Genomic DNA, 24490 nt, shown 5'->3' with positions numbered 1-24490 from the left:
GCACGCGCGCGTGCCCCCTCCTCGTGCGTGTGCCGCCTCCTACTGCGGGTCGGCGCCCACCGCCACGGGCCTTGCCGGGTCGGAGGACCACTCGGACCACGAGCCGACGTACAGGTCCGCGGGAACGCCGGCCACGGCCAGCGCGAGCACCTCGTGGGCGCCCGAGACGCCCGAACCGCAGTACACGCCGACCCGGGTGTCCCCGGAGACGCCCAGGGCCTTGAAGCGGTCCCTGAGCTCCGCCGCGGGCAGGAATCGGCCGTCGGGGCCCACGTTCTCCGTCGTCGGGGCCGACACCGCCCCCGGGATGTGGCCGCCGACCCGGTCGATCGGCTCCACCTCACCGCGGTACCGCTCCCCCGCGCGGGCGTCGAGCAGCACACCCGTGCGGGCCAGGGCCGCGGCCCCGTCCGCGTCCAGCAGCCCCGCGGCGGTGGGTGCCGGCACGAAGTCGCCCTCGGCCGGTGCGGGCGTCCCTGTGGACAGGTCGCCCTGCCAGGACGGCAACCCGCCGTCGAGGACCCGCACGTCCGGGTGACCCGTCGAACGCAGCATCCACCACGCGCGCGCGGCCGCCCAGCCCTGCCCGCCGTCGTAGACGACGACCGGCCGGTCCGCCGACACGCCCGCACGGCGCATCGCGGCGCCGAACTCCGCGAGATCGGGCAGCGGATGGCGGCCGTGGGCCCCCGCCGCGGCGGCGAGCTCCCGGTCCAGGTCGACGAAGACCGCGCCGGGCAGGTGCCCGGCCGCGTACTCGGCGCGTCCGTCGAAGGCCGGCGCACCCGCCGCCTTGGCCACGCTCAGCTGCCAGCGGACGTCCAGCAGCACGGGCGGGGTGACCCCGGGGCGGAGCTCGTGGGCGAGTTCGGTCGCGGTGATGATGGCTCTCATGGCGTCCATCCATACGCCAGGGGTGGCCGCGGCGTCCAGGTCCGGCTACTCTGCTCGGCCGGACAGCCTCGATCACCAGGCGTATGGGATCGAGCACGGGCTGTACAGCCGACGGACATCCGCCGGCCATCGTCAGGAAGCGGCGAACGACGGCAGTAGAGGCATCCTCCCCGGGACACCGCCGGGTTCCGGCGCGGCCGGCAGGCGGCGAGGCGGAGGATGCGGGCACCGGCACGGGCGTACACGCGGTCGGCGTGGACACCCAGCCGGGTAGCGGAAGCGACACGGCCACCGAGAGGGGCCGGGGAGAGAGTGATCGATGACCGAGGCACGGGAGTCCGCCGGTCCGCACGCGCCGCGCGCGCCCGGCACGCCCTGCTGGGTGAGCCTGATGGTGCACGAGCTGGCCGCCACCGAGGACTTCTACGGTGAGCTGTTCGGCTGGGAGTTCCGGCCGGGCCCGCAGCAGCTCGGACCGTACGTGCGGGCGCTGCTCGACGGGCGCGAGGTGGCGGGGATGGGCCACCTTCCGGACCGCCGGCTGCCCGTCGCCTGGACCCCGTACCTCGCCTCCGACGACGTCGACCGGACCGCCGACACGGTACGGCTGTGCGGCGGCACGGTCGCGGTGGGCCCGCTGGACGCGGCCGAGGCCGGGCGGATGGCCATCGCCTCCGACCCGTCCGGGGCGGTGTTCGGGATCTGGCAGGGGTCCGCGCACCTGGGCACGGCGATCACCGGGGTGCCCGGCACCCCCGCCTGGAACGAACTGGTCACCTTCGAGACCGAGAGCGTCGCCAAGTTCTACTCGACCGTGTTCGGCTACGAGGAGGAACCGGTGCTGTCCGCCGACCTCGACTACGTCACGCTGCACCTCGGCGGCCGTCCGGTGGCGGGCCTGCACGGCATGGGCCACGCGCTGCCCCGGGACCGTGGCTCGTACTGGCGGACGTACTTCGAGGTCGCCGACGTCGACGTGACGCTGGGGCAGGTCGTCCGCCTCGGCGGCCGGGTGCTCCGGCCGGCCCACGACAGCCCGCACGGCCGGGTGGCGACGGTGGCGGACCCGGAGGGCGCCGAGTTCGACGTGCTCCAGGACCCGCACTGAGCCCTGGCCGAGGGCGTCCTCGAACCGGCCGGAGGGAACGCCCTCAGGCCGGTGAGACGGGCAGGACGTCCGGGGACAGGGCCGCCGCACGGGCCGACGCGGCGGTCATCCGGCGCCGGTGGTGGCGCCGGCACAGCACCTCGTAGCCGACCTCGCCCGCGGACTGGTTCACGTCGCCCACGACCACCTGGGCGCCCTCGACCACCATCTCGCCGCCTATCGTGCGGGCGTTGTGCGTGGCCCGGGCGCCGCACCAGCACAGCGCCTCCACCTGGAGCACCTCGATCCGGTCGGCCAGCTCCACCAGCCGCTGCGAGCCGGGGAAGAGCTTGGAGCGGAAGTCGGTGGTGATCCCGAAGGCGAACACGTCGATCCCGAGGTCGTCCACCACGCGCGCGAGCTGGTCGATCTGCCCGGGGGCGAGGAACTGGGCCTCGTCGGCGATCACGTAGTCGGCCCGGCGGCCCCGCGAGAGGTGGTCCACGAGGTAGCCGTACAGGTCCTGGTCCTCGGCGACCTCCACCGCGTCGGTGACCAGGCCGAGCCGGGAGGACAGCTTGCCCTCGCCCGCGCGGTCGTTGCGGGTGAAGATCATGCCGACCAGGCCGCGCGCGGACCGGTTGTGCTCGATCTGCAGAGCCAGCGTCGACTTCCCGCAGTCCATCGTTCCGGAGAAGAACACCAGCTCGGGCATGAGGAGTTGAGCACCTTTCGGCGAGTCGTCGGGACGGGTGGGAGGTTCAGGAGCGTACTTCGAGCAGCGGGACCAGCTGCTCGGCGGGGGTCATCGAACCGTGGTTGCCGACCAGCGCCGACTCCTTGGGCTCCCGTTCGGAGGCGATGATCAGGACGTCGTCGTGCGCCGCCGCGATCACGTCGCCGAGCCGCTGGTACACCCGCTCGTCGATGTGCGGCCCGAACCAGCCGGCCGCGATCGCCTCGTCCCGCGAGGCCACCCAGAACTGCTCGCCGAGCACCTCGCGCCAGCAGGTCAGCACGTCGTTCTCGGCGCCCGGTACCGCGTACACGTGCCGGGCCCGCCCCTCGCCGCCCAGCAGGGCGACCCCGGCGCGCAGCTCCCAGTCCGCGTCGAAGTCGATGCGGTGCTCGTCGTCGAACGGGACGTCGACCATGCCGTGGTCGGCGGTGACGTACAGCGCGCTGCGCGGCGGCAGTTGCTCGGCGAGCCGCTGGACGAGCCGGTCGACGTACATGAGCTGGCCGCGCCAGGTGTCGGAGGCGACGCCGTAGCGGTGCCCGGCGCCGTCCAGTTCGGCGTAGTACGTGTACACCAGCGAGCGGTCGCCGGCGGCGAGCTGCTCGGCCGCGAGGTCCATGCGCTCCTCACCGGTCAGCCGGCCGAGGAACGTGCCACCGCTGAGCGCCACCTTGGTGAGCGGGGTCTGCGCGAAGGTGGGCGAGGACACCTGGGCGGCGTGCACCCCGGCGTCGTGGGCCAGCTGGAAGACGGTCGGGTACGGCTGCCAGGGGCGCGGGTTCGTGTACGGCTGCCAGCGGAGCTGGTTCATCAGCTCGCCGGTGGCCGGGTTGCGCACGCTGTATCCGGGCAGGCCGTGGGCGCCCGGCGGCAGGCCGGTGCCGACGGAGGCGAGGGAGGTCGCGGTGGTCGCCGGGTAGCCGGCGGTGAGCGGGCGGCCCGTGCCGCCGCGGGAGCTGCCGAGCAGGGAGGCGAGGAACGGCGCCTCGTCGGGGTGTGCCCGCAGCTGCTCCCAGCCGAGCCCGTCGATCAGGAAGACGCAGGCCCGGTCGGCCGCGGTCAGCTCCTCGATCGTGGCGGTGAGGCCGGGGACGCCCATTCCGGCGGCCAGGGTGGGCAGCAGGTCGGCGAGGGAGCCGCTGCCGTACTCGGGCAGCGGCGCGGACTCCAGGGCCAGCGGTTCCGGGTGGTCCCAGGCGGAGAGCTGGGACATCAGCGGCTGACGTCCGCGGTCGCCTCCGAGATGGCCTGCGCGAAGGCGAGCGCCTGGCGCACCGTCTCGGGGCCGTCGCCGGCCTCGCTGACGCGCAGGCTGAGGTCGTCGGCGGTGGAGCTGCCCGTGTAGCCGTGGTCGGCGTCGCAGTTGGGGTCGCCGCAGGCGGCGGGCTCCAGGTCGATGCGGCTGACCGCGCCCCAGCCGATGGTCAGCACGACCTCGCGGGGCAGCGTGCCCGGCGCGTACTGCTCGGGGTTGGCGACCACGCGGCTCACCACGACGGAGGAGATCCGGCCGATCTTCACGGACTCGGTGGAGGTGGTGGCGTACGGGGTCGGGGACGTGGTGTCGGCGGCCTGCTCGTCGGTGTGGCTGACGATGAAGCGGTTGCCGGTGAGCACCAGCACCGTCACGTGCCGGCGCACCTCGTTCTGGTCGAACGTCGTCTCCTGGTGGACCAGGTACGACCGGATGGGCTCGCCGCCCACGGCGGCCTCCACCGCCTCGGCCACGAGGGCCGGGTAGTAGCCGCTGCGCTCGATCGCCGCACGCAGCCCCTGGGTCGTCGTACTGGTCTTGGCCATGGCGTCCATCCTAATCCGTGGGCAAGGGCACTCCGGGCCAGTCACCCGGACCGGGCGGGACGGGCACGGGGCCGCCCGGACGGCCGGGGGCGAGCAGGCGGTCACCGGGAGCCGGCGGGAGGGCGGCCGACCCGAGGGACGCGGGGAACCGCGCGAGAACCCGGTTCAGTACGCCGGCATCGTGCGGGGGCCGAGGTCGTCGCGGGCCGGTGGGGGTGCGAGGCGCACCGTGGCGCCGAGGACGCTCACGCCGTGCGGGGCGACGACGACCGGCTCCAGCGTGACGGCGACCACCTCGGGATGGTCGTCCACGAGCCGGGAGACGCGCAGCAGCAGTTCCTCCAGCGCGGGGGTGTCGACGGGGGTGGAGCCGCGCCAGCCGAACAGCAGCGGTGCCGTGCGGATGGACCGCACCAGCGAGGTCGCCTCCCGGTCGGTGACCGGAACCAGCCGGTGCGCCGTGTCCTCCAGCAGCTGCGAGGCGGCCCCGGCGAGCCCGAAGGACAGCACGGCCCCGGCCGCCGGATCGATCACGGCGCGGACGACCGTGTCGACCCCGCGCGGTGCCATCCCCTGCACCACCGGCCGCAGCTCCTCCGGTTTCCCGAACAGCTCGGTCAACTCGGCGTACGCCCGCCGCAGTTGCTCCTCGTCCGCGAGGTCCAGGCGGACGCCGCCGAGGTCGGCGCGGTGCCTGAGGTGCGGGGCGGTCGCCTTCAGGGCCACCGGGTAGCCGAGGCTGCCGGCGGCCTCGGCGGCGGCGTCGGGGGTGGGGGCGGGCAGCGCGCGCCGCACGGGGATGCCGTACTCGCCGAGCAGCTCGCAGGTCTGCGCGTCGGAGATGGTGAGCCCCTCCCCGCGCGCGAGGAGCTCGCCGATCAGCCGGGCGGCGCCCTTCTCGTCGATGTCGTCGTACTCGGGCACCTTCCCGGGGTCGGCCGCCTCGCGCCGCCACTGCCCGTACCGCACGGCCTCGGCGAGGGCGCGGACCGCGCGCTCCGCGGCGGGGTAGGCCGGGATGAGACGGGTGCCCTCCGCCGGGGGCGTCATGGCCACGGACGGTCCCGCGGCGGTGGCCGGCAAGCCTTCCGCCGCGGGGAGCAGGCGTACCGCGGGGTGGGCGCGATCCGTGGCGCCGGATGCCTTCCCGGCGGCCTGCGGTGCGGTGCTCGCGGCGGCGGACAGTGCCTCCGCCAGCCCTCCGAGTTCCACGTGCACCACCAGCACCGGCTTGCCCGGGACGTCCGCCGCAGCGGACCGCAGCGCCTCCGCCAGCTCTGCGTCGCCCGGCGACGTCTCCCCGATGGCCGGGATCGCCGTCACCACGACGGCGTCGTTCGTGTCGTCGGCCAGGGCGGCGCTCAGCGCCCGGTGGAACTCCTCCGCCGTCGCCCCGGTCGTCAGGTCCAGCGGACGCGACGGCCGCAGCCCCTCCGCGAGGCAGCGGTCGTACGTCAGCACGCCCAGCGACTCGGAGTTGCCGAGGATCGCCACCCGCGGTCCGGCGGGCAGCGGCTGCCGGGCGAGGAGGAGGCCCGCGTCGACCAGCTCGGTGATGGTGTCGACCCGGATCACCCCGGCCTGCCGGAGCAGCGCGGAGACGGTCGCGTGCGGGAGCCGTGTGGCCCGCACGGCGTGGCCCTGCGGCGCGGCCCCGGTCCCCTGCACCACGACCAGCGGCTTCGCGGCTGCCGTCCGCCGGGCGAGCCGGTTGAACTTGCGGGGGTTGCCGATGGACTCCAGGTACATGAGGACGACGTCGGTCTCGGGGTCGTCGTACCAGTACTGGAGGACGTCGTTGCCGGAGACGTCCGCGCGGTTGCCGGCGGAGACGAAGGTGGACACGCCGGTGACGCCGGTGACGCCACCGCCGCGCCGGTGCAGCCGGGACAGCAGGGCGATGCCGATGGCGCCGGACTGGGCGAACAGTCCGATGCGGCCGGGGCGGGGCATCTCGGGGGCGAGGGAGGCGTTCAGCCGGACGTCCGGTGCGGTGTTGATGACCCCGAAGGCGTTCGGGCCGATGATCCGCATCCCGTACGCGCGCGCGGCCCGGACGAGGGCGCGCTGCCGTTCGCGGCCCTCGGGGCCGCTCTCGGCGTATCCGGCGGAGAGCACGACGAGACCCTGGACGCCGTGTTCACCGCACTCGGCGACCACCGAGGGCACGTGCTCGGCCGGTACGGCGACGACGGCGAGGTCCACGTGCCCCTCGATGTCCCGCACCGAGCGGTACGCCGGCACCCCGTCGACCTCGTCGAGGTCCTCGGGGAAGGCGTTGTTCACGGCGTGCAGCCGGCCGGTGTAGCCGGCGTCCCGGAGGTTGCCGAGGGTGCTGCGGCCGACGCCGCCGGGGCTGCGGCCGACGCCGACGACCGCCACGGAGCCGGGCACGAGGAGCCGGCGTACCGAGTGGGCCTCGGCGCGCTGCTCCCGGGCGCGCTGCACGGCGACGGAGCGGTCGGTGGGTTCGAGGTCGAACTCCAGGCGTACGACCCCGTCCTCGAAGCTGCGCTTCTGTGTGTAGCCGGCGTCCGTGAACACCTTGATCATCTTGGTGTTGGCGGGGAGCACCTCGGCGGCGAAGCGGCGGATGCCGCGCTCGCGCGCGACGGCCGCGACGTGCTCCAGCAGGGTGGAGGCGACACCGCGGCCCTGGTGGGCGTCCTGCACCAGGAAGGCCACCTCGGCCTCGTCGGCGGGGGCGGAGGCGGGCATCCCGTCGGCGCCGATGCGGTCGTAGCGTACGGTGGCGATGAACTCGCCGCCGATGGTGGCCGCGAGTCCCACCCGGTCCACGAAGTCGTGGTGCGTGAAGCGGTGGACGTCCTTGGCGGAGAGCCGTGGGTACGGCGCGAAGAAGCGGTAGTACTTCGACTCGTCGGAGACCTGCTCGTAGAAGCTGACCAGGCGGTCGGCGTCGTCGGCGGTGATGGGCCGGATGCGCGCGGTGCCTCCGTCGCGCAGCACCACGTCGGCCTCCCAGTGAGTGGGGTACTCGTGCCGCTCCTGCCGATCCGCCGAGGTCTGCATGGGCCCCAGAGTACGGCTCGCGTACGACAACGGCGCGAGGCAGTCTGTGGAGGACGACAGCCGGACCGAGGCCGCGGTCCGGCGCCGTAACGGAGGGGACGGAGGTCCGCTCCGGGCACGCTTCACGGTATGGGAAACTGGTCTAGACAACCCTGAAGACTGAAGGGCAGCAACACATGGCTGAGCGCCGCGTCAACGTCGGCTGGGCCGAGGGCCTCCACGCCCGCCCCGCTTCCATCTTCGTCCGAGCCGCCACGGCCACAGGCGTCCCGGTGACGATCGCCAAGGCCGGGGGCAACCCCGTCAACGCGGCCTCCATGCTGGCCGTCCTGGGTCTGGGCGCCCAGGGCGGCGAGGAGATCGTCCTCGCCTCGGAGGCCGAGGGCGCGGACGCCGCCCTGGACCGCCTGGCCAAGCTGGTCGCCGAGGGCCTGGAAGAGCTGCCCGAGACGGTCTGAGCACCTCGCGTCCGAACGCCGCAGCCGCGTCGCCTTTCCGGGCGGCGCGGCTTCGGCATTTCGAGCGGCTTCGATCGCCTGGCGAAATCACCGCGCGCAAATCACCGCACGGAGGAATTCGGGCAGCGGAAAACAACCCCCACCGAATTCCCTCTCTTTGTATACGACACCCGTGTTAATACCGGCGGCCCGTCGTGTTGACGGCATGTTGCGAAGTCCTCACACGCTCGGCGCCGCCGGAAAAGCGCAGACGGTGCGCGCCCGTCGCGCGCTCGGCGTGCAGCGCCGTGACCGCCCGCGCGCGCTCGCCGTCGCCGCGTGCCACCGCGTCCACGATCGCGCCGTGCTCGGCCCAGGAGTCCGGCGGGCTCTGCGGGGCCTCCACCGCGTACATCCAGGCGATCTTGTGGCGCAGCTGGGTGAGCATCGAGGCCAGCGAGGGGCTGCCGGAGGCCTGCGCCAGCGTCTCGTGGAACCAGCCGCCCAGTGCGCGCAACTCCTCGCTGCCGCCCCTCCTGGCCCGCTCCTGGCCCAGCCGCACCAGGCCGCGCAGCACCTTGAGATGGGCCTCCGTACGCCGCTGTGCCGCCCGTGCCGCGCCGAGCGGCTCCAGGAGCAGGCGCATCTCCAGCAGGTCGGCGGCCTCCTGCGCGGTCGGTTCGGCCACGCACGCGCCCGCGTGCCGGCGGGTCACCACGAACCCCTCCGCCTCCAGGGTGCGCAGGGCCTCACGGACGGGGACGCGCGAGACGCCGTAGCGGCGGGCCAGCACTTCCTCGGTGAGCCGGCCGCCGCGCTCGTGGACACCGGCGACGATGTCGTCCCGGATCGCCGTGCACACCGAATGCGCCGGAACACGCATGACCGACCTCCGCCTTAATCCCCGTGAAACGCCCGCAGGGGACGCCCTTTCCGTGACTCTATTCCAAAGAGGCCGAATTTCCGACGGCAGGCCGGAATCCATGGATATTTTTTGGACAGCGGTCCGGTGGGGATCAGGCGGAAACGGCGAAAGCCCCGGCTCGGTGAGCCGGGGCTTTCGCATGTCCGCGCGGTGGCGTCAGACGTTCACGCCGTGGTTGCGGAGATAGCTGATGGGGTCGACGTCCGAGCCGTAGTCGGGGCTCGTACGGGCCTCGAAGTGGAGGTGCGGGCCGGTGACGTTGCCGGTCGCGCCGGACAGACCGATCTGCTGGCCGGGGACGACCTTCTGGCCGACCGTGACACCGATGGACGACAGGTGGCCGTACTGGGTGTACATGCCGTCGGCCATCCGGATCACGATCTGGTTGCCGTACGCGCCGCCCCAGCCGGTGGAGACGACGGTGCCGGAGCCGACCGCGTGGACGGACGTGCCGCTGGCCGCGTGGAAGTCGATACCGGTGTGGGAGCCGGAGGACCACAGCGAGCTGCTGGCCTTGTAGGCGGTGGACACGTAGGAGTGCACGATCGGGGCGACGAACGCGTTGAGGCGCTTGCGCTCGGCCTCGCGGGCGGCGCGGGCCCTGGCCTCGCGCTCCTCCTTGACCTTGGCGGCGGCGGCCTTGGCGGCGGCCTCCTCGGCGGCCTGCTGCTCGGCGGCCTGCTTCTGGGCGTCCGCCTGCGCGCTGATCTGCTCCGCGACGTCGTCGCTGACGGTCACGACGGGCGTGAGGCCGGTCTGCTCGGCGGCGTTCTCGGCGGCGAGCGCCGGCGACGCGGCGAGGGTGCCGACGACACCCGTGGTGGTGAGGGCGGCGACACCGGCCGCCTGCGCGGTGGTGCGCTTGACCCGGCCGGGCTTGCGATGCTTCCCGGTGGCGCACATGAACGCCATGAAGTGGCTGGTCCTTTCCTTCCTTCTCGCCTACCGGGTTAGCTGACGGGTTCGGAGCAGGAAGGTCTCCTACGGGCCCCCTCGCTCACGCGCGGGCGCCCGATTCACCCCAGGGACGATGGGTCCCCGGCTCCCCTGGCTCGCGCCGTACGGGGACTCGGCGATGACTGTCCGGTGCCGCGGGCGCGGCGTGGTGCGTGACGAACAGCCTGGACGAACCTACGGAAGCCCGCTTTCAATCCTCAAACGGATCCGGGTTTTTGTAGCGCATCCCACAGGGCAGACAGGCAACCTCCGCCCCAAATCGGGCATCTGGTGAAGCGAGTGGAACGGCGGGGGCCCTGACGACCCGTAGGTCGGCAGGGCCCCACGCACGCGTGCCGTGCTCCGCGGCAGCGGCCGCTATTCGGCCGTGACGACGGTGACTTCGCCGATGCCGAGCGCCTCGACCGGCGCCTTGATCTGGGAGGCGTCGCCGACGAGGACGGTCACCAGCCGGTCCACCGGGAAGGCGTTGACGACGGCCGCGGTCGCCTCGACCGTGCCCGTCGCGGCCAGCTGCCGGTACAGCGTCGCCTGGAAGTCGTCGGGCAGGTGCTGCTCGACCTGGTCGGCCAGGGTGCTCGCGACGGCCGCCGCGGTCTCGTACTTCAGCGGCGCCACCCCGACGAGGTTCTGCACGGCGACGTCCCGCTCGGCGTCGGTCAGGCCCTCCGCCGCGAGGGTGCGCAGCACCTTCCACAGGTCGTCCAGCGCGGGACCGGTGTTCGGCGTGTCCACGGAGCCGCTGATGGCGAGCATCGAGGCACCGGTGCCGTCCGGGGCCGACCGCATGACCTGCCCGAACGCCCGTACCCCGTAGGTGTAGCCCTTCTCCTCGCGCAGCACGCGGTCCAGGCGGGAGGTGAGCGTGCCGCCGAGGCAGTAGGTGCCGAGGACCTGGGCGGGCCAGACCCGGTCGTGCCGGTCCGGGCCGACACGCCCGATGAGCAGCTGCGTCTGCACGGCGCCCGGCCGGTCCACGACGACCACGCGGCCGGTGTCGTCGGCGGTCACCGGCGGCACCGGCCGCGGCTCGCCCGGCGTGCCGGTCCACGCGCCGAGGGTGTCGCCGAGCAGCTCCCCCAGGTCGGTGCCGGTGAGGTCGCCGACGACGACCACGGTGGCCGTGGCGGGGCGGACGTGCCGGTCGTAGAAGGCGCGTACGGACGCCGCGTCGATCTTCTCGACCGTCTCCTCGGTGCCCTGGCGCGGCCGGGACATGCGCGAGGTCACCGGGAACAGCTCCTTGGAGAGCTCCTTGGCGGCCCGGCGGGAGGGGTTGGCCAGCTCGTGCGGGATCTCGTCCAGGCGATTGCGGACCAGCCGCTCGACCTCGCTCTCCGCGAAGGCGGGGGCGCGCAGGGCGTCGGCGAGCAGGCCGAGGCCCTTGGCCAGGCGGGAGGCCGGGACCTCCAGGCTGAGCCGGACCCCGGGGTGGTCGGCGTGCGCGTCGAGCGTGGCGCCCGCGCGCTCCAGCTCGGCGGCGTAGTCCTCGGCCGAGTGCTTGTCGGTGCCCTCGGAGAAGGCCCGCGCCATGATCGTGGCGACACCGTCCAGGCCGGCGGGCTCGGCGTCCAGGGGCGCGTCCAGCATCACCTCGACGGCGACGACCTGCTGGCCGGGGCGGTGGCAGCGCAGCACGGTCAGGCCGTTGTCCAGCGTGCCGCGCTCGGGGGCCGGGAACGCCCACGGCTTGGCGTCGCCCGGCTGCGGCCGGGGGTGGAACTCCATGGTGGCGAGCTCGGTCACTTGGCCGTCTCCTCGTTCTCGTTGCCGGCCTCTACGGTCGCTTCCTTTTCCGGGTCCTCGGGGACCTTGGCGTCCTCGACGGCCTCCGGGGACTTCGGCTCGTAGACGAGCACCGCGCGGTTGTCGGGCCGCAGCCGGGCCTTGGCGACCTCCTGGACCTCCTCGGGGGTGACCTCCAGGACGCGCTTGACGGCGGTGAGCGCGAGCTGCGGGTCGCCGAACAGGACGGCGTACCGGCACAGTTCGTCGGCACGGCCGGCTACCGTGCCGAGCCGGTCCAGCCATTCGCGCTCCAACTGGGCCTGGGCGCGCTCCATCTCCTCGGGCGTCGGGCCCTCCGCGGCGAACCGGGCCAGCTCCTCGTCGATGGCGGCCTCGATGACCGGCACCTCGACGTCACCGGAGGTCTTCACGTCCAGCCAGCCCATGGAGGGCGCCCCGGACAGCCGCAGCAGGCCGAAGCCGGCCGCGACGGCCGTACGGTCGCGGCGCACCAGCCGGTTGTACAGGCGGGAGGACTCGCCTCCGCCGAGGACGGTCAGGGCGAGGTCGGCCGCGTCGCACGCACGCGTGCCGTCGTGGGGCAGCCGGTAGGCGGCCATCAGCGCGCGCGCCGGGACCTCCTCCACGAGGACCTCGCGCTTCTGCCCGCCGATGGTCTCCGGCAGCGAGCCGTCGCGGGGCTCGGGCTTGCCGTCGTGGGAGGCGATGGAGCCGAAGTACCGCTCGATCCAGGCGAGGGTCTGCTGCGGGTCGATGTCGCCGACCACCGAGAGCACCGCGTTGTTCGGCGCGTAGTAGGTGCGGAAGAACTGGCGCGCGTCCTCCAGCGTGGCCGCGTCCAGGTCCGCCATCGAGCCGATGGGCGTGTGGTGGTACGGGTGGCCCTCGGGGTACGACAGCGCGGTCAGCTTCTCGAAGGCGGTGCCGTAGGGAACGTTGTCGTAGCGCTGGCGGCGCTCGTTCTTCACGACGTCCCGCTGGTTCTCCATCGAGTCGTCGTCCAGCGCGGCGAGCAGCGAGCCCATGCGGTCGGCCTCCAGCCAGAGGGCGAGCTCCAGCTGGTGGGCGGGCATGGTCTCGAAGTAGTTGGTGCGCTCGAAGCTGGTGGTGCCGTTGAGCGAGCCGCCGGCGCCCTGCACCAGCTCGAAGTGGCCGTTGCCCTTGACCTGCGCCGAGCCCTGGAACATCAGGTGCTCGAAGAGGTGAGCCAGGCCGGTACGCCCCTTGACCTCGTGGCGGGACCCGACGTCGTACCAGAGGCAGACCGCCGCCACCGGGGTCAGGTGGTCCTCGGAGAGCACCACGCGCAGACCGTTGGCCAGCCGGTGCTCGGTCGCTGTCAGGCCCCCGGAGCCTGCCTCGGCCGTGGTCGTGTGACCCATGGGCATGTACGTCCCTTCGCGAGCGGAGGCGGTCGTCGAAACCGCGGTTTTCCTGCCGTTCCTGCCACTGTATGCAAAGCGTGCGGGGCCCCGGCGAAGTTCCCGCGGGACGTACGCCCACAGCGGATCGCGTAGCCTGCGTCCGGCCCCCTCCAGGCGTCTTCCGGCGCGGGGCGGGTCCGCGGAGACCGGGTCGCGGCCCGGGTTGTCAGTACCGCGGTCCACAATGGTCCGCGACAGATCCGTCAATCGCTTCAGCAAGAGCGAGCCGGAGGGTGCGCGCCCCTTCGGTGAGCGACCAGATCAGGAGGAGCCGGCAGCGATGGCCCGCCGCAGCACGAAGACCCCGCCGCCCGACGATTCGTTCGAGGAGAGGATCCTCGACATCGACGTCGTGGACGAGATGCGTGGCTCCTACCTCGAGTACGCGTACTCGGTCATCTACTCGCGCGCCCTGCCGGACGCCCGTGACGGACTCAAGCCGGTGCACCGCCGGATCGTCTACCAGATGAACGAGATGGGCCTGCGCCCCGACCGCTCGTACGTGAAGTGCGCGCGTGTCGTCGGCGAGGTCATGGGCAAGCTGCACCCGCACGGCGACGCGTCGATCTACGACGCCCTGGTCCGCATGGCGCAGCCCTTCTCCATGCGCGTGCCGCTGGTCGACGGCCACGGCAACTTCGGCTCGCTGGGCAACGACGACCCGCCGGCCGCCATGCGGTACACCGAGTGCCGCCAGGCCGAGGCGACGAGCCTGATGACCGAGTCGATCGACGAGGACACGGTCGACTTCGCGCCCAACTACGACGGCCAGGAGCAGGAGCCGGTGGCGCTGCCGGCCGCCTTCCCGAACCTGCTGGTCAACGGCTCGTCGGGCATCGCGGTCGGCATGGCGACGAACATGGCGCCGCACAACCTGCGCGAGGTCATCGCCGCCGCCCGCCATCTGATCCGGTTCCCGAACGCGGACCTGGACGCGCTGATGAAGCACGTCCCGGGCCCCGACCTGCCCACCGGCGGCCGGATCGTGGGCCTGGACGGCATCCGGGACGCGTACGCGACCGGCCGCGGCACCTTCAAGATGCGCGCGACGGTGGCGATCGAGACCGTCACCGCCCGCCGCAAGGGCCTGATCGTCACCGAGCTGCCGTTCACGGTCGGTCCCGAGAAGGTCATCGCGAAGATCAAGGACCTGGTCAACTCGAAGAAGGTCCAGGGCATCGCCGACGTCAAGGACCTCACCGACCGCGCGCACGGCCTGCGCCTGGTCATCGAGATCAAGAACGGCTTCGTGCCCGAGGCGATCCTGGAGCAGCTCTACAAGCTGACGCCGATGGAGGAGTCCTTCGGCATCAACAACGTCGCCCTGGTCGACGGCCAGCCGCTCACCCTCGGTCTGAAGGAGCTGCTGGAGGTCTACCTCGACCACCGCTTCGACGTGGTCCGGCGCCGCAGCGAATTCCGCCGCACCAAGCGGCGCGACCGGCTCCACCTGGTCGAGGGCCTGCTGACCGCGCTGGTCGACATCGACGAGGTCATCCGGCTCATCCGGTCCAGTGAGAACTCCGCGCAGGCCAAGGAGCGCCTGATGCGGCGCTTCTCGCTGAGCGAGATCCAGACGCAGTACATCCTCGACACGCCGCTGCGCCGGCTCACCAAGTTCGACCGCATCGAGCTGGAGACGGAGAAGGACAGGCTCATCTCGGAGATCGAGGAGCTGACCCGGATCCTGGAGTCCGACGCGGAACTGCGCAAGCTGGTCTCGGCCGAACTGGCCGCGGTGGCGAAGAAGTTCGGCACCGACCGGCGTACGGTCCTGCTGGAGGCCGGAGGCGCCCCGGCGGCGACCGTGCCGCTGCAGGTCGCCGACGACCCGTGCCGGGTACTGCTGTCCTCGACGGGTCTGCTGGCCCGTACGGCGACCGACGAGCCGTTCCCGGCGACGGCCGGCGCGAAGCGCGTCAAGCACGACGTGATCGTCTCGGCGGTCCCGGCCACCGCGCGGGGCGAGATCGGCGCGGTGACCTCGACCGGCCGTCTGCTGCGGATCAACGTGGTCGACCTCCCGCAGCTGCCCGAGCAGGGGGCCGCGCCCAACCTCTCCGGAGGCGCGCCGCTGGCGGAGTTCGTCTCCCTGGAGGACGACGAGACGGTGGTCTGCCTGACCACGCTCGACGAGTCGTCCCCGGGCCTGGCGCTCGGCACCGAGCAGGGTGTCGTCAAGCGTGTGGTGCCCGACTACCCGTCCAACAAGGACGAGTTGGAGGTCATCACGCTCAAGGACGGTGACCGGATCGTCGGCGCGGTGGAGCTGCGCACCGGCGAGGAGGACCTGGTGTTCATCACGGACGACGCGCAGCTGCTGCGGTTCCAGGCCTCCATCGTGCGCCCGCAGGGCCGTCCGGCGGGCGGTATGGCGGGCATCAAGCTCACCGAGGGCGCCAAGGTCATCTCGTTCACGGCGGTCGACCCGGCGGCCGACGCGGTCGTCTTCACGGTGGCGGGTTCGCGCGGCACGCTGGACGACTCGGTGCAGACGACGGCCAAGCTGACGCCGTTCGACCAGTACCCGCGCAAGGGCCGGGCCACCGGCGGTGTGCGCTGCCAGCGGTTCCTGAAGGGCGAGGACTGCCTGTCGTTCGGCTGGGCGGGCCCGTCCCCGGCGCACGCGGCGCAGAAGAACGGCACCCCGGTCACGCTGCCGGAGACCGACCCGCGCCGGGACGGCTCGGGCACCTCGCTGCCGAAGACGGTCGCGGTGGCCGCCGGGCCGGTGCTCTAGGCCTCGTCCGGCTCGTCCCTCCCGGCCGCGTACGGCTCGTCGCCGGGCTCCTCCTCGGAGCCCGGCACATAGCGCAGGACGCCCCACATGCCCTGCTCGTCGGCGTGCGGGGCGTCGTTCGCGCACGCCTCCAGCTCCTTGTCCAGGGCTCCGGTGTCGATGCCTGAGCCGATCAGCACGAGCCGGGTGAGGCGGTCGTCGGCGGACGGCCAGGGCTCCGGACGGAAGCGCAGGAACCGGCCGACGGCGTGGACGGCGTACCGGTTGCGGGTGTCGTAGGGCCCGAAGTCGATGTACCCCTTGATGCGGTACAGCCCCTGCGGACGGCTGTCCAGGAACCGCATCAGCCGGCGGGGGTCCATGGGCGGGACGGAGACGAAGGACAGGCTGTCGTAGCCCGTGTGCAGATGGTCCTCGTGGCCGTCGGCGCCGTGGTCGTGCAGGTCGTCGAAGGACAGCTGCCCGATGCGCTCCTCGCCGGGCCGGCGGTCGAAGAGGAACTCGGGGTCGATACGGCCGTAGGTGGCGGGGACGACGGCGGCGCGGTCGGTGAGGGAGCGGACGAGGCCGAGGATCCGGTCGGCGTCGGGCGCCCGGTCGAGCTTGTTGACCACGACGAGGTCGGCGAGGGCGAGGTGCCGGTCGATCTCGGGATGTGCGGCGCGGGTGCCGTCGAACTCGGCCGCGTCGACGACCTCGACGAGACCGCCGTAGACGATCCCGGGGTGTTCGCTGGCGAGCACCATCCGGACCAGTTCCTGCGGCTCGGCGAGCCCGCTGGCCTCGACGACGATGACGTCGATGCCGGCGCCGGGCGCGGCGAGCCGGTCCAGGTAGACGTCGAGTTCACCGGCGTCGACGGCGCAGCACAGACAGCCGTTGCCGAGTGAGACGGTGGAGTCGCCGAGGGCTCCGGCGACGGCCATGGCGTCGATCTCGATGGCACCGAAGTCGTTGACGATCGCCCCGATACGGCTGCCTCCGCTGCGGTGCAGCAGATGGTTGAGGAGGGTGGTCTTCCCGGAGCCGAGAAAGCCGGCGAGTACGACGACCGGAATCTGCTGCGGGCGGGGGGCGTTGCCCTGACTGTTCCCCAACGGGCGACCTCTTTCCAACGGTTCCACTCGGATCCCACCCGGCCGCGCACACCGGCGCACGGTCCGGCGCACGGCTGAGGATCGACTGCGCGACCAGGATACGAGCGGGAAGAAACGCGGCGAAGTGAACGATTGTTAGCACGCTTTGCGGGGCAGACGTTGGACAGGGCACCGAGGTGTGCGACCCTGCTTCCCTCTGTGCGCCTCCTGGCCGCCTTCCCGCCGATCAGAGCCGCTCGGCACTCTGGGAGACGGCAAGCGCCGCCCTCCGCTCGCCGGTCCCCTGCTGTCGACCCACTGCGCACACCCGTCGACCCGCGTGCCGACGACCGACGGACGGCTGCCCGAATCGGGGGTTGACATGGTCACACAGAGGACGGGGAACCGGGGGCTGAGCGCCGTCACGGCGGCTCTCGTCCTGTCGGTCACCGGCACCACGGCGTCGCTCCTCGCGTATCGCCGCACCGTGGAGACGCTTCTGCGGGCCAATGCCGAACTTCTGCGGCGACTGGATCTCGCCGAGGAGCAGCGCCGTGAAGCCGACCGGCGCGCGGCCCGGGTCGAGTACCAGCGCGATCACCGCAATCTGCTGCTGACCGCCGTGGCCGACCCGGATCTCCTGCCGGTGCTGGACGCCTTCGAACGCAGCCTGCCGGCGCAGGAGCAGAAGCAGTACCTGTTCGCCAACACCCTGTACGTCCATGCGCTGCACGGCTACCGAGTGGGCCTGCTGAACCGCAGCGAGCTCCTCGGCCATGTGCGTGTGCTGTTCCAGAGCGCGACCGTGCGGGCCTACTGGGAGGCCACACGGCACCACAGGGCGAGTCTTCCCTACGACTCCGAGGAGGCGGAGCTCGGCCGTATGACGGATGACCTGCTCGCCGAATTGGACGATGCGGACACGGACGAGTGGTGGGTCGTGGGCGACGGAGGGCCCGGGGACTGACGGGCCGTCGAAGGGACGACGACAGGACCCGAGCAGTGCCCCGAACGCCGTCGCACCACGGGGACCACGTCCGCGCGCGATACGCCACGGGACGGCACGCACGGTGCGCGTGGGAGCCGTGCGCGACGGATTCACTCACTCGGACACCGTGCTCCGCGCCCCAGCGACGATCATCGCGGGTAGGTTGGCCCCCGCCTGCCGTGGCGCGTACCCCGACGACCCGGCGGGCTACACGTCGTTGCCACCCCCGGAACCCACCCCTGTCGCCGGCGGCCGGCACGCAGACCGCCACTGACCGACCCAAGCAAGGACCGGGATCCGCGTGAAGATCGTGCGCCGTATCGGTGCGTCACCTCGTGAAAGAGGGAGCGTGTCCGGGCAGACCTGCCCGGACATCTTCGAACTGCAGAACGGAGACTTCGCCGTGATCGGCACGGACCGCACGGCGGAGCTCGACGCCGAGCTCCCCTCCGACGCGGCCCGCGCCGACTACGAGCGCATCGTGGTGATCACCCGCGACACGCTCCTGCGCGCGAAGGCGGACATCCCGGACGCCTAGCACGGCCGTCGGCCCGGTGCCGGGGCGGCACCGGGCCCGACCACGGGGCGCCCGGACCGGACTCAGAGGGGCGCGGGGGCCGAGAGCTGCGGCTCCGGGCCCACGTAGCGGGCCAGTGGGCGGATGATCTTGGGGTCGGTCGCCTGTTCCAGGATGTTGGCGCTCCAGCCGACCACGCGGGCCGCGGCGAAGGTGGGGGTGAACATCTCGCGGGGCAGCCCGCACAGCTCCATGACCACACCGGCGTAGAACTCGACGTTCGTGTGCAGTTCGCGGCCCGGTTTGAGTTCGGCCAGGATCGCCTCCACCCGGCGTTCCACCTCGACCGCGAAGTCCACCCGCGGGCCGCCGAAGGAGAGCGCCGTCTCCCTGAGCATCCGCGAGCGGGGGTCCTCCGTGCGGTACACGGCGTGCCCGAAGCCCATGATCCGGTCCCCCGCGAGCACCCGCTCCCGGATCCAGGAGTCGATGCGCTCCGGTGTGCCGATGGCGTCCAGGGTGTCCAGGGCCCGGCTCGGCGCCCCTCCGTGCAGCGGCCCCGACAGCGCGCCCACCGCACCGGTCAGGCAGGCCGCCACATCGGCTCCGGTGGAGGCGATGACCCGCGCGGTGAACGTCGACGCGTTGAATCCGTGGTCAATGGTGGAGATCAGGTACTGCTCGACCGCGCGCACCCGGTGCGGGTCGGGCTCCGAACCCGTCAGCATGTACAGGTAGTTGGCCGCGTACGGGAGGTCCTCGCGCGGTTCGACCGGATCGAGTCCCTGGCCGAGCCGGTGCAGCGCGGTCAGCAGGGTGGGCACGACCGCGCAGACGGCCAGGGTGTCCGACCGGCGCCGGTCGGGGTCGATGTCGTAGACCGGCCGGAGCCCCCGCGCCGCTCCGAGCAGCGACAGGGCCGTGCGCAGCCCCGCCAGCGGACCGGAGACACGGCCGGCCGCGGCGATCGCGGGAAGCGCGGCGCGGACCTCCGCGGGCACCCGGCGCAGTCGCGCGGTCTCGGCGAGGAAGGCGGCGCGGCGCTCGGCGTCCGGGAGCGTCCCGTGGACCAGGAGATGCCAGACGTCCTCGAAGCCGCGGGTCCGCGCGAGGTCGACGGCCGAGTACTGGCGGTAGTGGTAGAAGCCCTCCCGCCCCCGTACGTCACCGACCTCGGTCTCCGTGACGACGACGCCCGCGAGACCGCGCGGTGCGTCGACCAGCGGGGTTGCGGTCCTGTTGATGGTCATGATTCTCCTCCCTGGACTTGATTCGACTGTCCATGCTTGACTCGATTCCTGTCAACGTTGATCCAATCAATGCATGGCCGTCAATGTGTGCAGAGGCGACTACGGTGACCCCCATGCGCGACCAGGAACCCGCTCCCCACCTCCCCGCCGGCAGGCCGGCCGGACGCCTGACCACCAAGGAGACCGCCGAACTGCTCGGCGTGAAGCCCGAGACGGTGTACGCGTACGTGAGCCGCGGCCTGCTCAGCAGCCGCCGCGAACCCGGCGGCCGCGCCAGCACCTTCGAGGCCAAGGAGGTCGAGGCCCTCGCCCGGCGCAACCGGCGCGAGGCGGCCGGGACTCCGGGCACGGGCGGCGACCTGTCGGTCCGTACCCGCATCACCCTGATCGAGCGGGACCGGTACTACTTCCGCGGTGTCGACGCCACGGAGCTGGCCGCCCGCCACTCCTACGAAGAGGTCGCGGAATGGCTGTGGACGGGCCGGCCCGCCCCGGGCGTGACCTTCACGGCGCCCGCCGCCACCGTCGACGTCGCCCGCCGGGCCGTGGACGCCCTGTCCGAACACGCCTCCCCCGTCGACCGGCTGCGCGTGGCGGCGATCGCCGCGGCCGCGGAGGACCCGCTGCGCTTCGACCTCTCCGAGGAGTCCGTGCTGAACACGGCCCGGGTCCTCATCCCCACGCTCGTCGACGCACTGCCGCCGGTCCGGCACGATCACCGGGACGAGGGCCCGCTGGCGCGGCGCCTGTGGGCCCGGCTGACCGGCCGGCCCGCCGACGAGGCGTCCCTGCGCGTCCTGGACACCGCGCTCGCCCTGCTGGCCGACCACGACCTGGCCGCGTCCACGCTCGCCGTCCGGGTCGCCGCCTCGGCCCGCGCGCACGCCTACGCGGCCGTCTCGGCCGGGCTCGGCGTCCTGGAGGGCCCCCTGCACGGCGCCGCCAGCGGCCTGGCCCACCGGCTGCTGCTCGACGTCCTCGACCAGGGCACCGCGGTCCCGGTCATCGCGGACGAGCTGCGCGCCGGCCGCCGCATCCCCGGGCTCGGCCACCGGCTGTACGCGGGCGAGGACCCCCGCGCGCGCGTGCTCTTCGGCCTCCTGGAGCGGGTCCCGGACGCGGAGCCCGCCCTGCTCGCAGCCCGCGACGTCGTCGCCACGACCGCCCGCCACACACCTCTGCACGCCAACGTCGACCTGGCGCTCGCGGTGTTCACGGCCTCGCACGGCATGCCCGCCACGGCCGGTGAGACGATCTTCGCCGTCGCCCGGACCGCGGGCTGGATCGCCCACGCCCTGGAGGAGTACGGCGAGCGCCCGCTGCGCATGCGCCCGAGCGGTCACTACGTCGGTCCGCGACCGCCGCAGCCCCCGCCGGCGTAGGACACGGGCCCGGCCGGAAGTCGCCCTGCGCGAAGTCAGGTTAGGCTCACCTCTGTGAGTAGGTGCGCGACCGTCTCCCGGAGTCTCGAAGAGCCCGTTCCCGGCACGGCGGCCACGGCGAGGACGTGGCTGCTGCTGGAGCAGTCCGGGCCGTGGGGTGCCAAGGCGCTCACTTCGAGCCACCTGGACCCCGCCCTCGGCCGCGCCCTGGAGGCCGCCGCCGAGGGCACCGGCGTCCGCGTCGCCCTCATCCGGCGCCCCGGACGGCACGCGGACCCCGGCACCCCGCAGATCCGGCAGGTCTACGCCGCCCACACCGTCCCGGGCCGCGTGTGGCTGCACGCCGCCACCACCCGCGATCCGCGGCGGCTGCTCGACCTCGACCTCGCCGCCCTGGGGGCGGGCGACCCCCGTTCCTTCGGCACGGCGCTCGGCGGACGCCCGCACCGCGGCGACCCGCTCGCCCTCGTGTGCACCAACGGCAAGCGCGACCGCTGCTGCGCCCTCCTGGGCCGTCCCCTCGCCGCCGAACTGGACGCCTCCGGAGTGCACGGCGTCTGGGAGGTCACCCATCTGGGTGGACATCGCTTCTCGCCGACGGTGCTGGTGCTGCCGTACGGCTACGCCTACGGCCGCGCCGAGGCCCACACCGTCAAGGAGGCCCTGCACGGGGCACAGGAGGGGCGTGTGGTGGTCGAGGGGTGCCGTGGCTGCTCCGCCTGGGAGCGGCCCGGTCAGGCGGCCGAGCTGGCCGTCCGGTCGGCCGCGCGGGAGTACCGGACCGACGTGCTGAGCGTCCTACGGACCGACGGTGCGGCCCCGCGCTGGGAGATCACCGTCGCGCACGCCGACGGGCGCCGCTGGCGGGTCACCGTGGCGCAGGGGGCGTCCCTGCCGCCGCGCCCGGAGAGCTGCGACGCTTCCGTGCTCGGGACGCCCGCCCGGATGGACGTGGTGGCCCTGCGCGAAGTACGCCCGACGGCTCTGGCGAGCTGACCGGACACGTCCTCCGGACCCGGTCGGCGCTTCGTTCGAGGACCGGTCGGGAGATCCCGGCCACACCCCCTGGGGAGCGCCGGACCCCGCCACGTACCGTCGTGGGTATGAGCCCCACTCCCCCCGTACGCCGTCTGCGCCTCGGTCTGCCCCGGCGGGTGTTCTCGCAGGTGCTGCTGATGCAGGTGGCGATCGCCGCGGGGGTCGCGGTGCTCGCGACCGGCCTGTTCCTGGCGCCCCTGAGCAAACAGCTGGACCAGGAGGCGATGCGGCGCGCGCTGGCCATCGCCGAGACCACCGCCCAGGACCCGCAGATCGCCGAGGGGATCCGCACCACCCCGCCCACCCGGGACGGCCCCGTGCAGCGGGAGGCCGAACGCATCCGGAAGGCCACGCACGCGGAGTACATCGTGGTGCTGGACCTCACCCAGGTCCGCTGGTCGCACCCCACGCCCTCCGAGATCGGCCGGCACGTCTCCACCAGTCCCAGGGCGGCCCTGTCCGGCCACGAGGTCATGGAGATCGACAAGGGCACGCTCGGACGCTCCGCGCGCGGCAAGGTGCCGCTGTACGACGCCCGGCACCACATCGTCGGGGCGGTCTCCGTGGGCATCGCCTACGACAGCGTGCGGGCACGGCTGATCAACGCGATCCCGGGGCTCTTCGCGTACGCCGGCGGCGCCCTCGCGGTGGGCGCGCTGGCCGCCTGGTTGATCTCCCGCAGGGTGCAGCGGCAGACCCGGGACCTCGCCTTCTCGGACATCTCCGCGCTGCTCGCGGAGCGCGAGGCGATGCTGCACGGCATCCGGGAGGGCGTGGTCGCCATCGACCGCGGCGGCCGTATCCGCCTGCTCAACGACGAGGCGCGACGGCTGCTCGGCATCGGCGACGAGGCGGTCGGGCGGATGCCCGACGAGGCGCTGGGCGCGGGCCGCACGACGGACGTCCTGGCCGGCCGCGTGAGCGGCACGGATCTGCTCACCGTGCGCGGACAGCGCGTCCTGGTCGCCAACCGGATGCCCACCGACGACGGCGGTGCGGTGGCCACCCTGCGCGACCGTACGGAACTCGAGCAGCTGGGTCGGGAACTGGACTCCACGCGCGGGCTGATCGACGCGCTGCGCGCCCAGGACCACGAACACGCCAACCGCATGCACACCCTGCTCGGGCTGCTGGAACTGGAGATGTACGACGACGCGGTGGAGTTCGTCGGCGAGGTGGTCGGCGACCACCGGGTCACCGCCGAGCAGGTCACCGAGAAGATCCAGGACCCCTTGCTCGCCGCCCTGCTGGTCGGCAAGGCCACCGTGGCGGCCGAACGCGGGGTCGCCCTCTGGGTGTCGGAGCACACCCGGGTACCGGACCGGCTGATCGACCCGCGCGGGCTGGTCACGGTCGTCGGCAACCTCGTGGACAACGCCCTCGACGCGGTCGCGGGCACCCCGCACGCGCGCGTGGAGGTCGAACTGCGCACGGAGAGCCGTACGGTCGTCCTCCGGGTGCGCGACACCGGCCCCGGCGTCCCGGCGGGCCAGCGGGAGCTGGTCTTCACGGACGGGTGGACCACCAAGAAACCGCCCGCGCACGGCAAACGGGGCATCGGGCTGCCCCTGGTCCGCCGGCTCGCCGAACGGCAGGGCGGGAGCGCGACCGTGGGCGCGGCGGACGGCGGCGGCGCGGAGTTCACCGTGGTGCTGCCCGAGGCGCTGACCGAGCCCGGGCTGGAACCGGCCCTCACCGGATCCACCGAGGCGGGTGCGGTCCCCGCGGACGTTCCGGCAGGCCCGGAGGAGGCGCGATGATCGAGGTCCTGGTCGTGGACGACGACACGCGGGTGGCGCGGGTCAACGCCGCCTACGTCGAGAAGGTTCCGGGGTTCCACGTGGCCGGCGAGGCGCACAACGCGGCCGAGGCGCTGCGCCAGGTGGAGTCCCTGCCGCGGCTCGACCTGGTCCTGATGGACCACTATCTGCCCGACGACACGGGGCTCGCGGTCGTACGGGAGATGCGCCGGCGCGGCCATCAGACCGACGTGATCATGGTGACCGCGGCGCGGGACGTCTCGACCGTGCAGGCGGCCATGCGGCACGGGGCGCTGCAGTACCTGGTGAAGCCGTTCGCCTTCGCCGGTCTGCGGGCCAAGCTGGAGGCGTACGCCGAGCTGCGGCGGACCCTGGACGGCGGGGGCGAGGCCGAACAGGCCCAGGTGGACCGGATCTTCGGGGCCCTGTCCGCGCCGTCGGAGCCGGAGCTGCCCAAGGGGCACTCGCCCACGACCGCCGAACTGGTGCGCCAGGCACTGATGAACGCCGAAGGTCCGCTGTCCGCCCAGGAGATCGCCGAGCGGACGGGGGTGAGCCGGCAGACCGCCCAGCGTTATCTGAAGCTCCTGGAGCGCACGGGGCGGACCCGGCTGACCCTCAAGTACGGCGACGCGGGCCGCCCGGAACACCGTTACGTGTGGGCGACCCGCGGCTGAGCGGACCTGTTCTCGCG

At 73.0% G+C, this 24490-nt stretch carries 20 protein-coding genes and 1 riboswitch; of the genes, 9 read left to right on the top strand and 11 right to left on the bottom strand.

Annotated features, from left to right (window positions below; genetic code table 11):
- Positions 1–39 precede the first annotated feature (39 nt).
- Positions 40–894, bottom strand: a complete 855-nt coding sequence (locus ACF08B_RS12985; protein WP_392317384.1) for a sulfurtransferase — start codon at positions 892–894, stop codon at positions 40–42.
- Positions 895–1213: 319 nt separating this feature from the next.
- On the opposite strand from ACF08B_RS12985, the gene ACF08B_RS12980 reads away from it, so the two are divergent.
- Positions 1214–2002 (top strand): VOC family protein, encoded by a 789-nt coding sequence (locus ACF08B_RS12980; protein WP_093697753.1) that lies wholly within the window; start codon positions 1214–1216, stop codon positions 2000–2002.
- 43 nt (positions 2003–2045) lie between these two features.
- Here ACF08B_RS12980 and ACF08B_RS12975 read toward each other — a convergent pair whose 3' ends face one another.
- The 4 genes from ACF08B_RS12975 to ACF08B_RS12960 form a co-directional block, all read right to left on the bottom strand.
- Positions 2046–2696, bottom strand: a complete 651-nt coding sequence (locus ACF08B_RS12975; protein WP_073897644.1) for a thymidine kinase — start codon at positions 2694–2696, stop codon at positions 2046–2048.
- A 46-nt stretch (positions 2697–2742) separates the two neighbouring features.
- Positions 2743–3933: an alkaline phosphatase family protein gene (locus tag ACF08B_RS12970; RefSeq protein ID WP_392317383.1), complete on the bottom strand. Its 1191-nt coding sequence runs from the start codon at positions 3931–3933 to the stop codon at positions 2743–2745.
- Positions 3933–4520, bottom strand: coding sequence for a DUF5998 family protein (locus ACF08B_RS12965; protein WP_392317382.1), 588 nt, complete (start codon positions 4518–4520; stop codon positions 3933–3935). Before ACF08B_RS12965 ends, ACF08B_RS12970 begins: the two co-directional genes overlap by 1 nt.
- Positions 4521–4685: 165 nt before the next feature.
- On the bottom strand, positions 4686–7553 hold the full coding sequence (locus ACF08B_RS12960; protein ID WP_392317381.1) for a GNAT family N-acetyltransferase: 2868 nt from the start codon (positions 7551–7553) through the stop codon (positions 4686–4688).
- A gap of 176 nt (positions 7554–7729) precedes the next feature.
- Between ACF08B_RS12960 and ACF08B_RS12955 the strand changes: the two genes are divergently transcribed.
- Positions 7730–8011, top strand: coding sequence for an HPr family phosphocarrier protein (locus ACF08B_RS12955; RefSeq protein ID WP_020942692.1), 282 nt, complete (start codon positions 7730–7732; stop codon positions 8009–8011).
- A gap of 175 nt (positions 8012–8186) precedes the next feature.
- Here ACF08B_RS12955 and ACF08B_RS12950 read toward each other — a convergent pair whose 3' ends face one another.
- The 4 genes from ACF08B_RS12950 to ACF08B_RS12935 all read right to left on the bottom strand — a co-directional run bounded on the left by ACF08B_RS12950 (position 8187) and on the right by ACF08B_RS12935 (position 13009).
- Positions 8187–8873 (bottom strand): GntR family transcriptional regulator, encoded by a 687-nt coding sequence (locus tag ACF08B_RS12950; RefSeq protein WP_392317380.1) that lies wholly within the window; start codon positions 8871–8873, stop codon positions 8187–8189.
- A gap of 198 nt (positions 8874–9071) precedes the next feature.
- Positions 9072–9827 carry a M23 family metallopeptidase gene (locus ACF08B_RS12945; protein WP_392317379.1) on the bottom strand — a complete coding sequence of 252 codons (756 nt, stop codon included), beginning with the start codon at positions 9825–9827 and terminating at the stop codon, positions 9072–9074.
- A 13-nt stretch (positions 9828–9840) separates the two neighbouring features.
- Positions 9841–10000: riboswitch (cyclic di-AMP (ydaO/yuaA leader) on the bottom strand.
- Positions 10001–10229: 229 nt separating this feature from the next.
- Entirely contained in the window at positions 10230–11618 is a 1389-nt protein-coding gene (locus tag ACF08B_RS12940; RefSeq protein WP_392317378.1) for a M16 family metallopeptidase, read from the bottom strand.
- Entirely contained in the window at positions 11615–13009 is a 1395-nt protein-coding gene (locus ACF08B_RS12935; protein WP_392317377.1) for a M16 family metallopeptidase, read from the bottom strand. Before ACF08B_RS12935 ends, ACF08B_RS12940 begins: the two co-directional genes overlap by 4 nt.
- A gap of 316 nt (positions 13010–13325) precedes the next feature.
- Here ACF08B_RS12935 and ACF08B_RS12930 point away from each other — a divergent pair, with 316 nt between their 5' ends.
- Entirely contained in the window at positions 13326–15785 is a 2460-nt protein-coding gene (locus ACF08B_RS12930; protein WP_392317376.1) for a DNA topoisomerase (ATP-hydrolyzing) subunit A, read from the top strand.
- On the opposite strand, the gene ACF08B_RS12925 is transcribed toward ACF08B_RS12930, so the two are convergent.
- Complete coding sequence (locus tag ACF08B_RS12925; protein WP_392317375.1) at positions 15782–16882, bottom strand: CobW family GTP-binding protein; 1101 nt, start codon at positions 16880–16882, stop codon at positions 15782–15784. The genes ACF08B_RS12930 and ACF08B_RS12925 overlap by 4 nt on opposite strands.
- A gap of 361 nt (positions 16883–17243) precedes the next feature.
- Here ACF08B_RS12925 and ACF08B_RS12920 point away from each other — a divergent pair, with 361 nt between their 5' ends.
- Entirely contained in the window at positions 17244–17828 is a 585-nt protein-coding gene (locus ACF08B_RS12920) for a DUF6082 family protein (RefSeq protein ID WP_392317374.1), read from the top strand.
- 322 nt (positions 17829–18150) lie between these two features.
- A complete protein-coding gene (locus ACF08B_RS12915) occupies positions 18151–18387 on the top strand; it encodes a hypothetical protein (RefSeq protein ID WP_093474086.1) in 237 nt (78 codons plus the stop codon).
- A 62-nt stretch (positions 18388–18449) separates the two neighbouring features.
- Here the strand turns inward: ACF08B_RS12915 and ACF08B_RS12910 are convergent, their stop codons facing one another.
- Positions 18450–19616 (bottom strand): citrate synthase, encoded by a 1167-nt coding sequence (locus tag ACF08B_RS12910; RefSeq protein ID WP_392317373.1) that lies wholly within the window; start codon positions 19614–19616, stop codon positions 18450–18452.
- A 113-nt stretch (positions 19617–19729) separates the two neighbouring features.
- Between ACF08B_RS12910 and ACF08B_RS12905 the strand changes: the two genes are divergently transcribed.
- The 4 genes from ACF08B_RS12905 (at position 19730) to ACF08B_RS12890 (ending at position 24473) form a co-directional block, all read left to right on the top strand.
- Positions 19730–20998 (top strand): citrate synthase, encoded by a 1269-nt coding sequence (locus tag ACF08B_RS12905; protein WP_392317372.1) that lies wholly within the window; start codon positions 19730–19732, stop codon positions 20996–20998.
- A gap of 54 nt (positions 20999–21052) precedes the next feature.
- Positions 21053–21994: a sucrase ferredoxin gene (locus ACF08B_RS12900; protein ID WP_392317371.1), complete on the top strand. Its 942-nt coding sequence runs from the start codon at positions 21053–21055 to the stop codon at positions 21992–21994.
- Between the two features lie 107 nt (positions 21995–22101).
- A complete protein-coding gene (locus tag ACF08B_RS12895; RefSeq protein WP_392317370.1) occupies positions 22102–23796 on the top strand; it encodes an ATP-binding protein in 1695 nt (564 codons plus the stop codon).
- Positions 23793–24473 (top strand): response regulator, encoded by a 681-nt coding sequence (locus ACF08B_RS12890; protein WP_093474093.1) that lies wholly within the window; start codon positions 23793–23795, stop codon positions 24471–24473. The genes ACF08B_RS12895 and ACF08B_RS12890 overlap by 4 nt, the downstream gene beginning before the upstream one ends.
- Positions 24474–24490: the final 17 nt, after the last annotated feature.

This window comes from Streptomyces sp. NPDC015139, from assembly GCF_043079785.1.
Lineage (GTDB): Bacteria > Actinomycetota > Actinomycetes > Streptomycetales > Streptomycetaceae > Streptomyces > Streptomyces albidocamelliae.
This window is presented reverse-complemented; position numbering and strand designations above follow the sequence as displayed.

Bases quoted from the DNA above. Each gene is read 5' to 3' on its own strand.
- ACF08B_RS12985 (WP_392317384.1), bottom strand. From the start codon at position 894: ATGAGAGCCATCATCACCGCGACCGAACTCGCCCACGAGCTCCGCCCC.
- ACF08B_RS12980 (WP_093697753.1), top strand. From the start codon at position 1,214: ATGACCGAGGCACGGGAGTCCGCCGGTCCGCACGCGCCGCGCGCGCCC.
- ACF08B_RS12975 (WP_073897644.1), bottom strand. From the start codon at position 2,696: ATGCCCGAGCTGGTGTTCTTCTCCGGAACGATGGACTGCGGGAAGTCG.
- ACF08B_RS12970 (WP_392317383.1), bottom strand. From the start codon at position 3,933: ATGTCCCAGCTCTCCGCCTGGGACCACCCGGAACCGCTGGCCCTGGAG.
- ACF08B_RS12965 (WP_392317382.1), bottom strand. From the start codon at position 4,520: ATGGCCAAGACCAGTACGACGACCCAGGGGCTGCGTGCGGCGATCGAG.
- ACF08B_RS12960 (WP_392317381.1), bottom strand. From the start codon at position 7,553: ATGCAGACCTCGGCGGATCGGCAGGAGCGGCACGAGTACCCCACTCAC.
- ACF08B_RS12955 (WP_020942692.1), top strand. From the start codon at position 7,730: ATGGCTGAGCGCCGCGTCAACGTCGGCTGGGCCGAGGGCCTCCACGCC.
- ACF08B_RS12950 (WP_392317380.1), bottom strand. From the start codon at position 8,873: ATGCGTGTTCCGGCGCATTCGGTGTGCACGGCGATCCGGGACGACATC.
- ACF08B_RS12945 (WP_392317379.1), bottom strand. From the start codon at position 9,827: ATGGCGTTCATGTGCGCCACCGGGAAGCATCGCAAGCCCGGCCGGGTC.
- ACF08B_RS12935 (WP_392317377.1), bottom strand. From the start codon at position 13,009: ATGCCCATGGGTCACACGACCACGGCCGAGGCAGGCTCCGGGGGCCTG.
- ACF08B_RS12930 (WP_392317376.1), top strand. From the start codon at position 13,326: ATGGCCCGCCGCAGCACGAAGACCCCGCCGCCCGACGATTCGTTCGAG.
- ACF08B_RS12920 (WP_392317374.1), top strand. From the start codon at position 17,244: ATGGTCACACAGAGGACGGGGAACCGGGGGCTGAGCGCCGTCACGGCG.
- ACF08B_RS12910 (WP_392317373.1), bottom strand. From the start codon at position 19,616: ATGACCATCAACAGGACCGCAACCCCGCTGGTCGACGCACCGCGCGGT.
- ACF08B_RS12905 (WP_392317372.1), top strand. From the start codon at position 19,730: ATGCGCGACCAGGAACCCGCTCCCCACCTCCCCGCCGGCAGGCCGGCC.
- ACF08B_RS12895 (WP_392317370.1), top strand. From the start codon at position 22,102: ATGAGCCCCACTCCCCCCGTACGCCGTCTGCGCCTCGGTCTGCCCCGG.
- ACF08B_RS12890 (WP_093474093.1), top strand. From the start codon at position 23,793: ATGATCGAGGTCCTGGTCGTGGACGACGACACGCGGGTGGCGCGGGTC.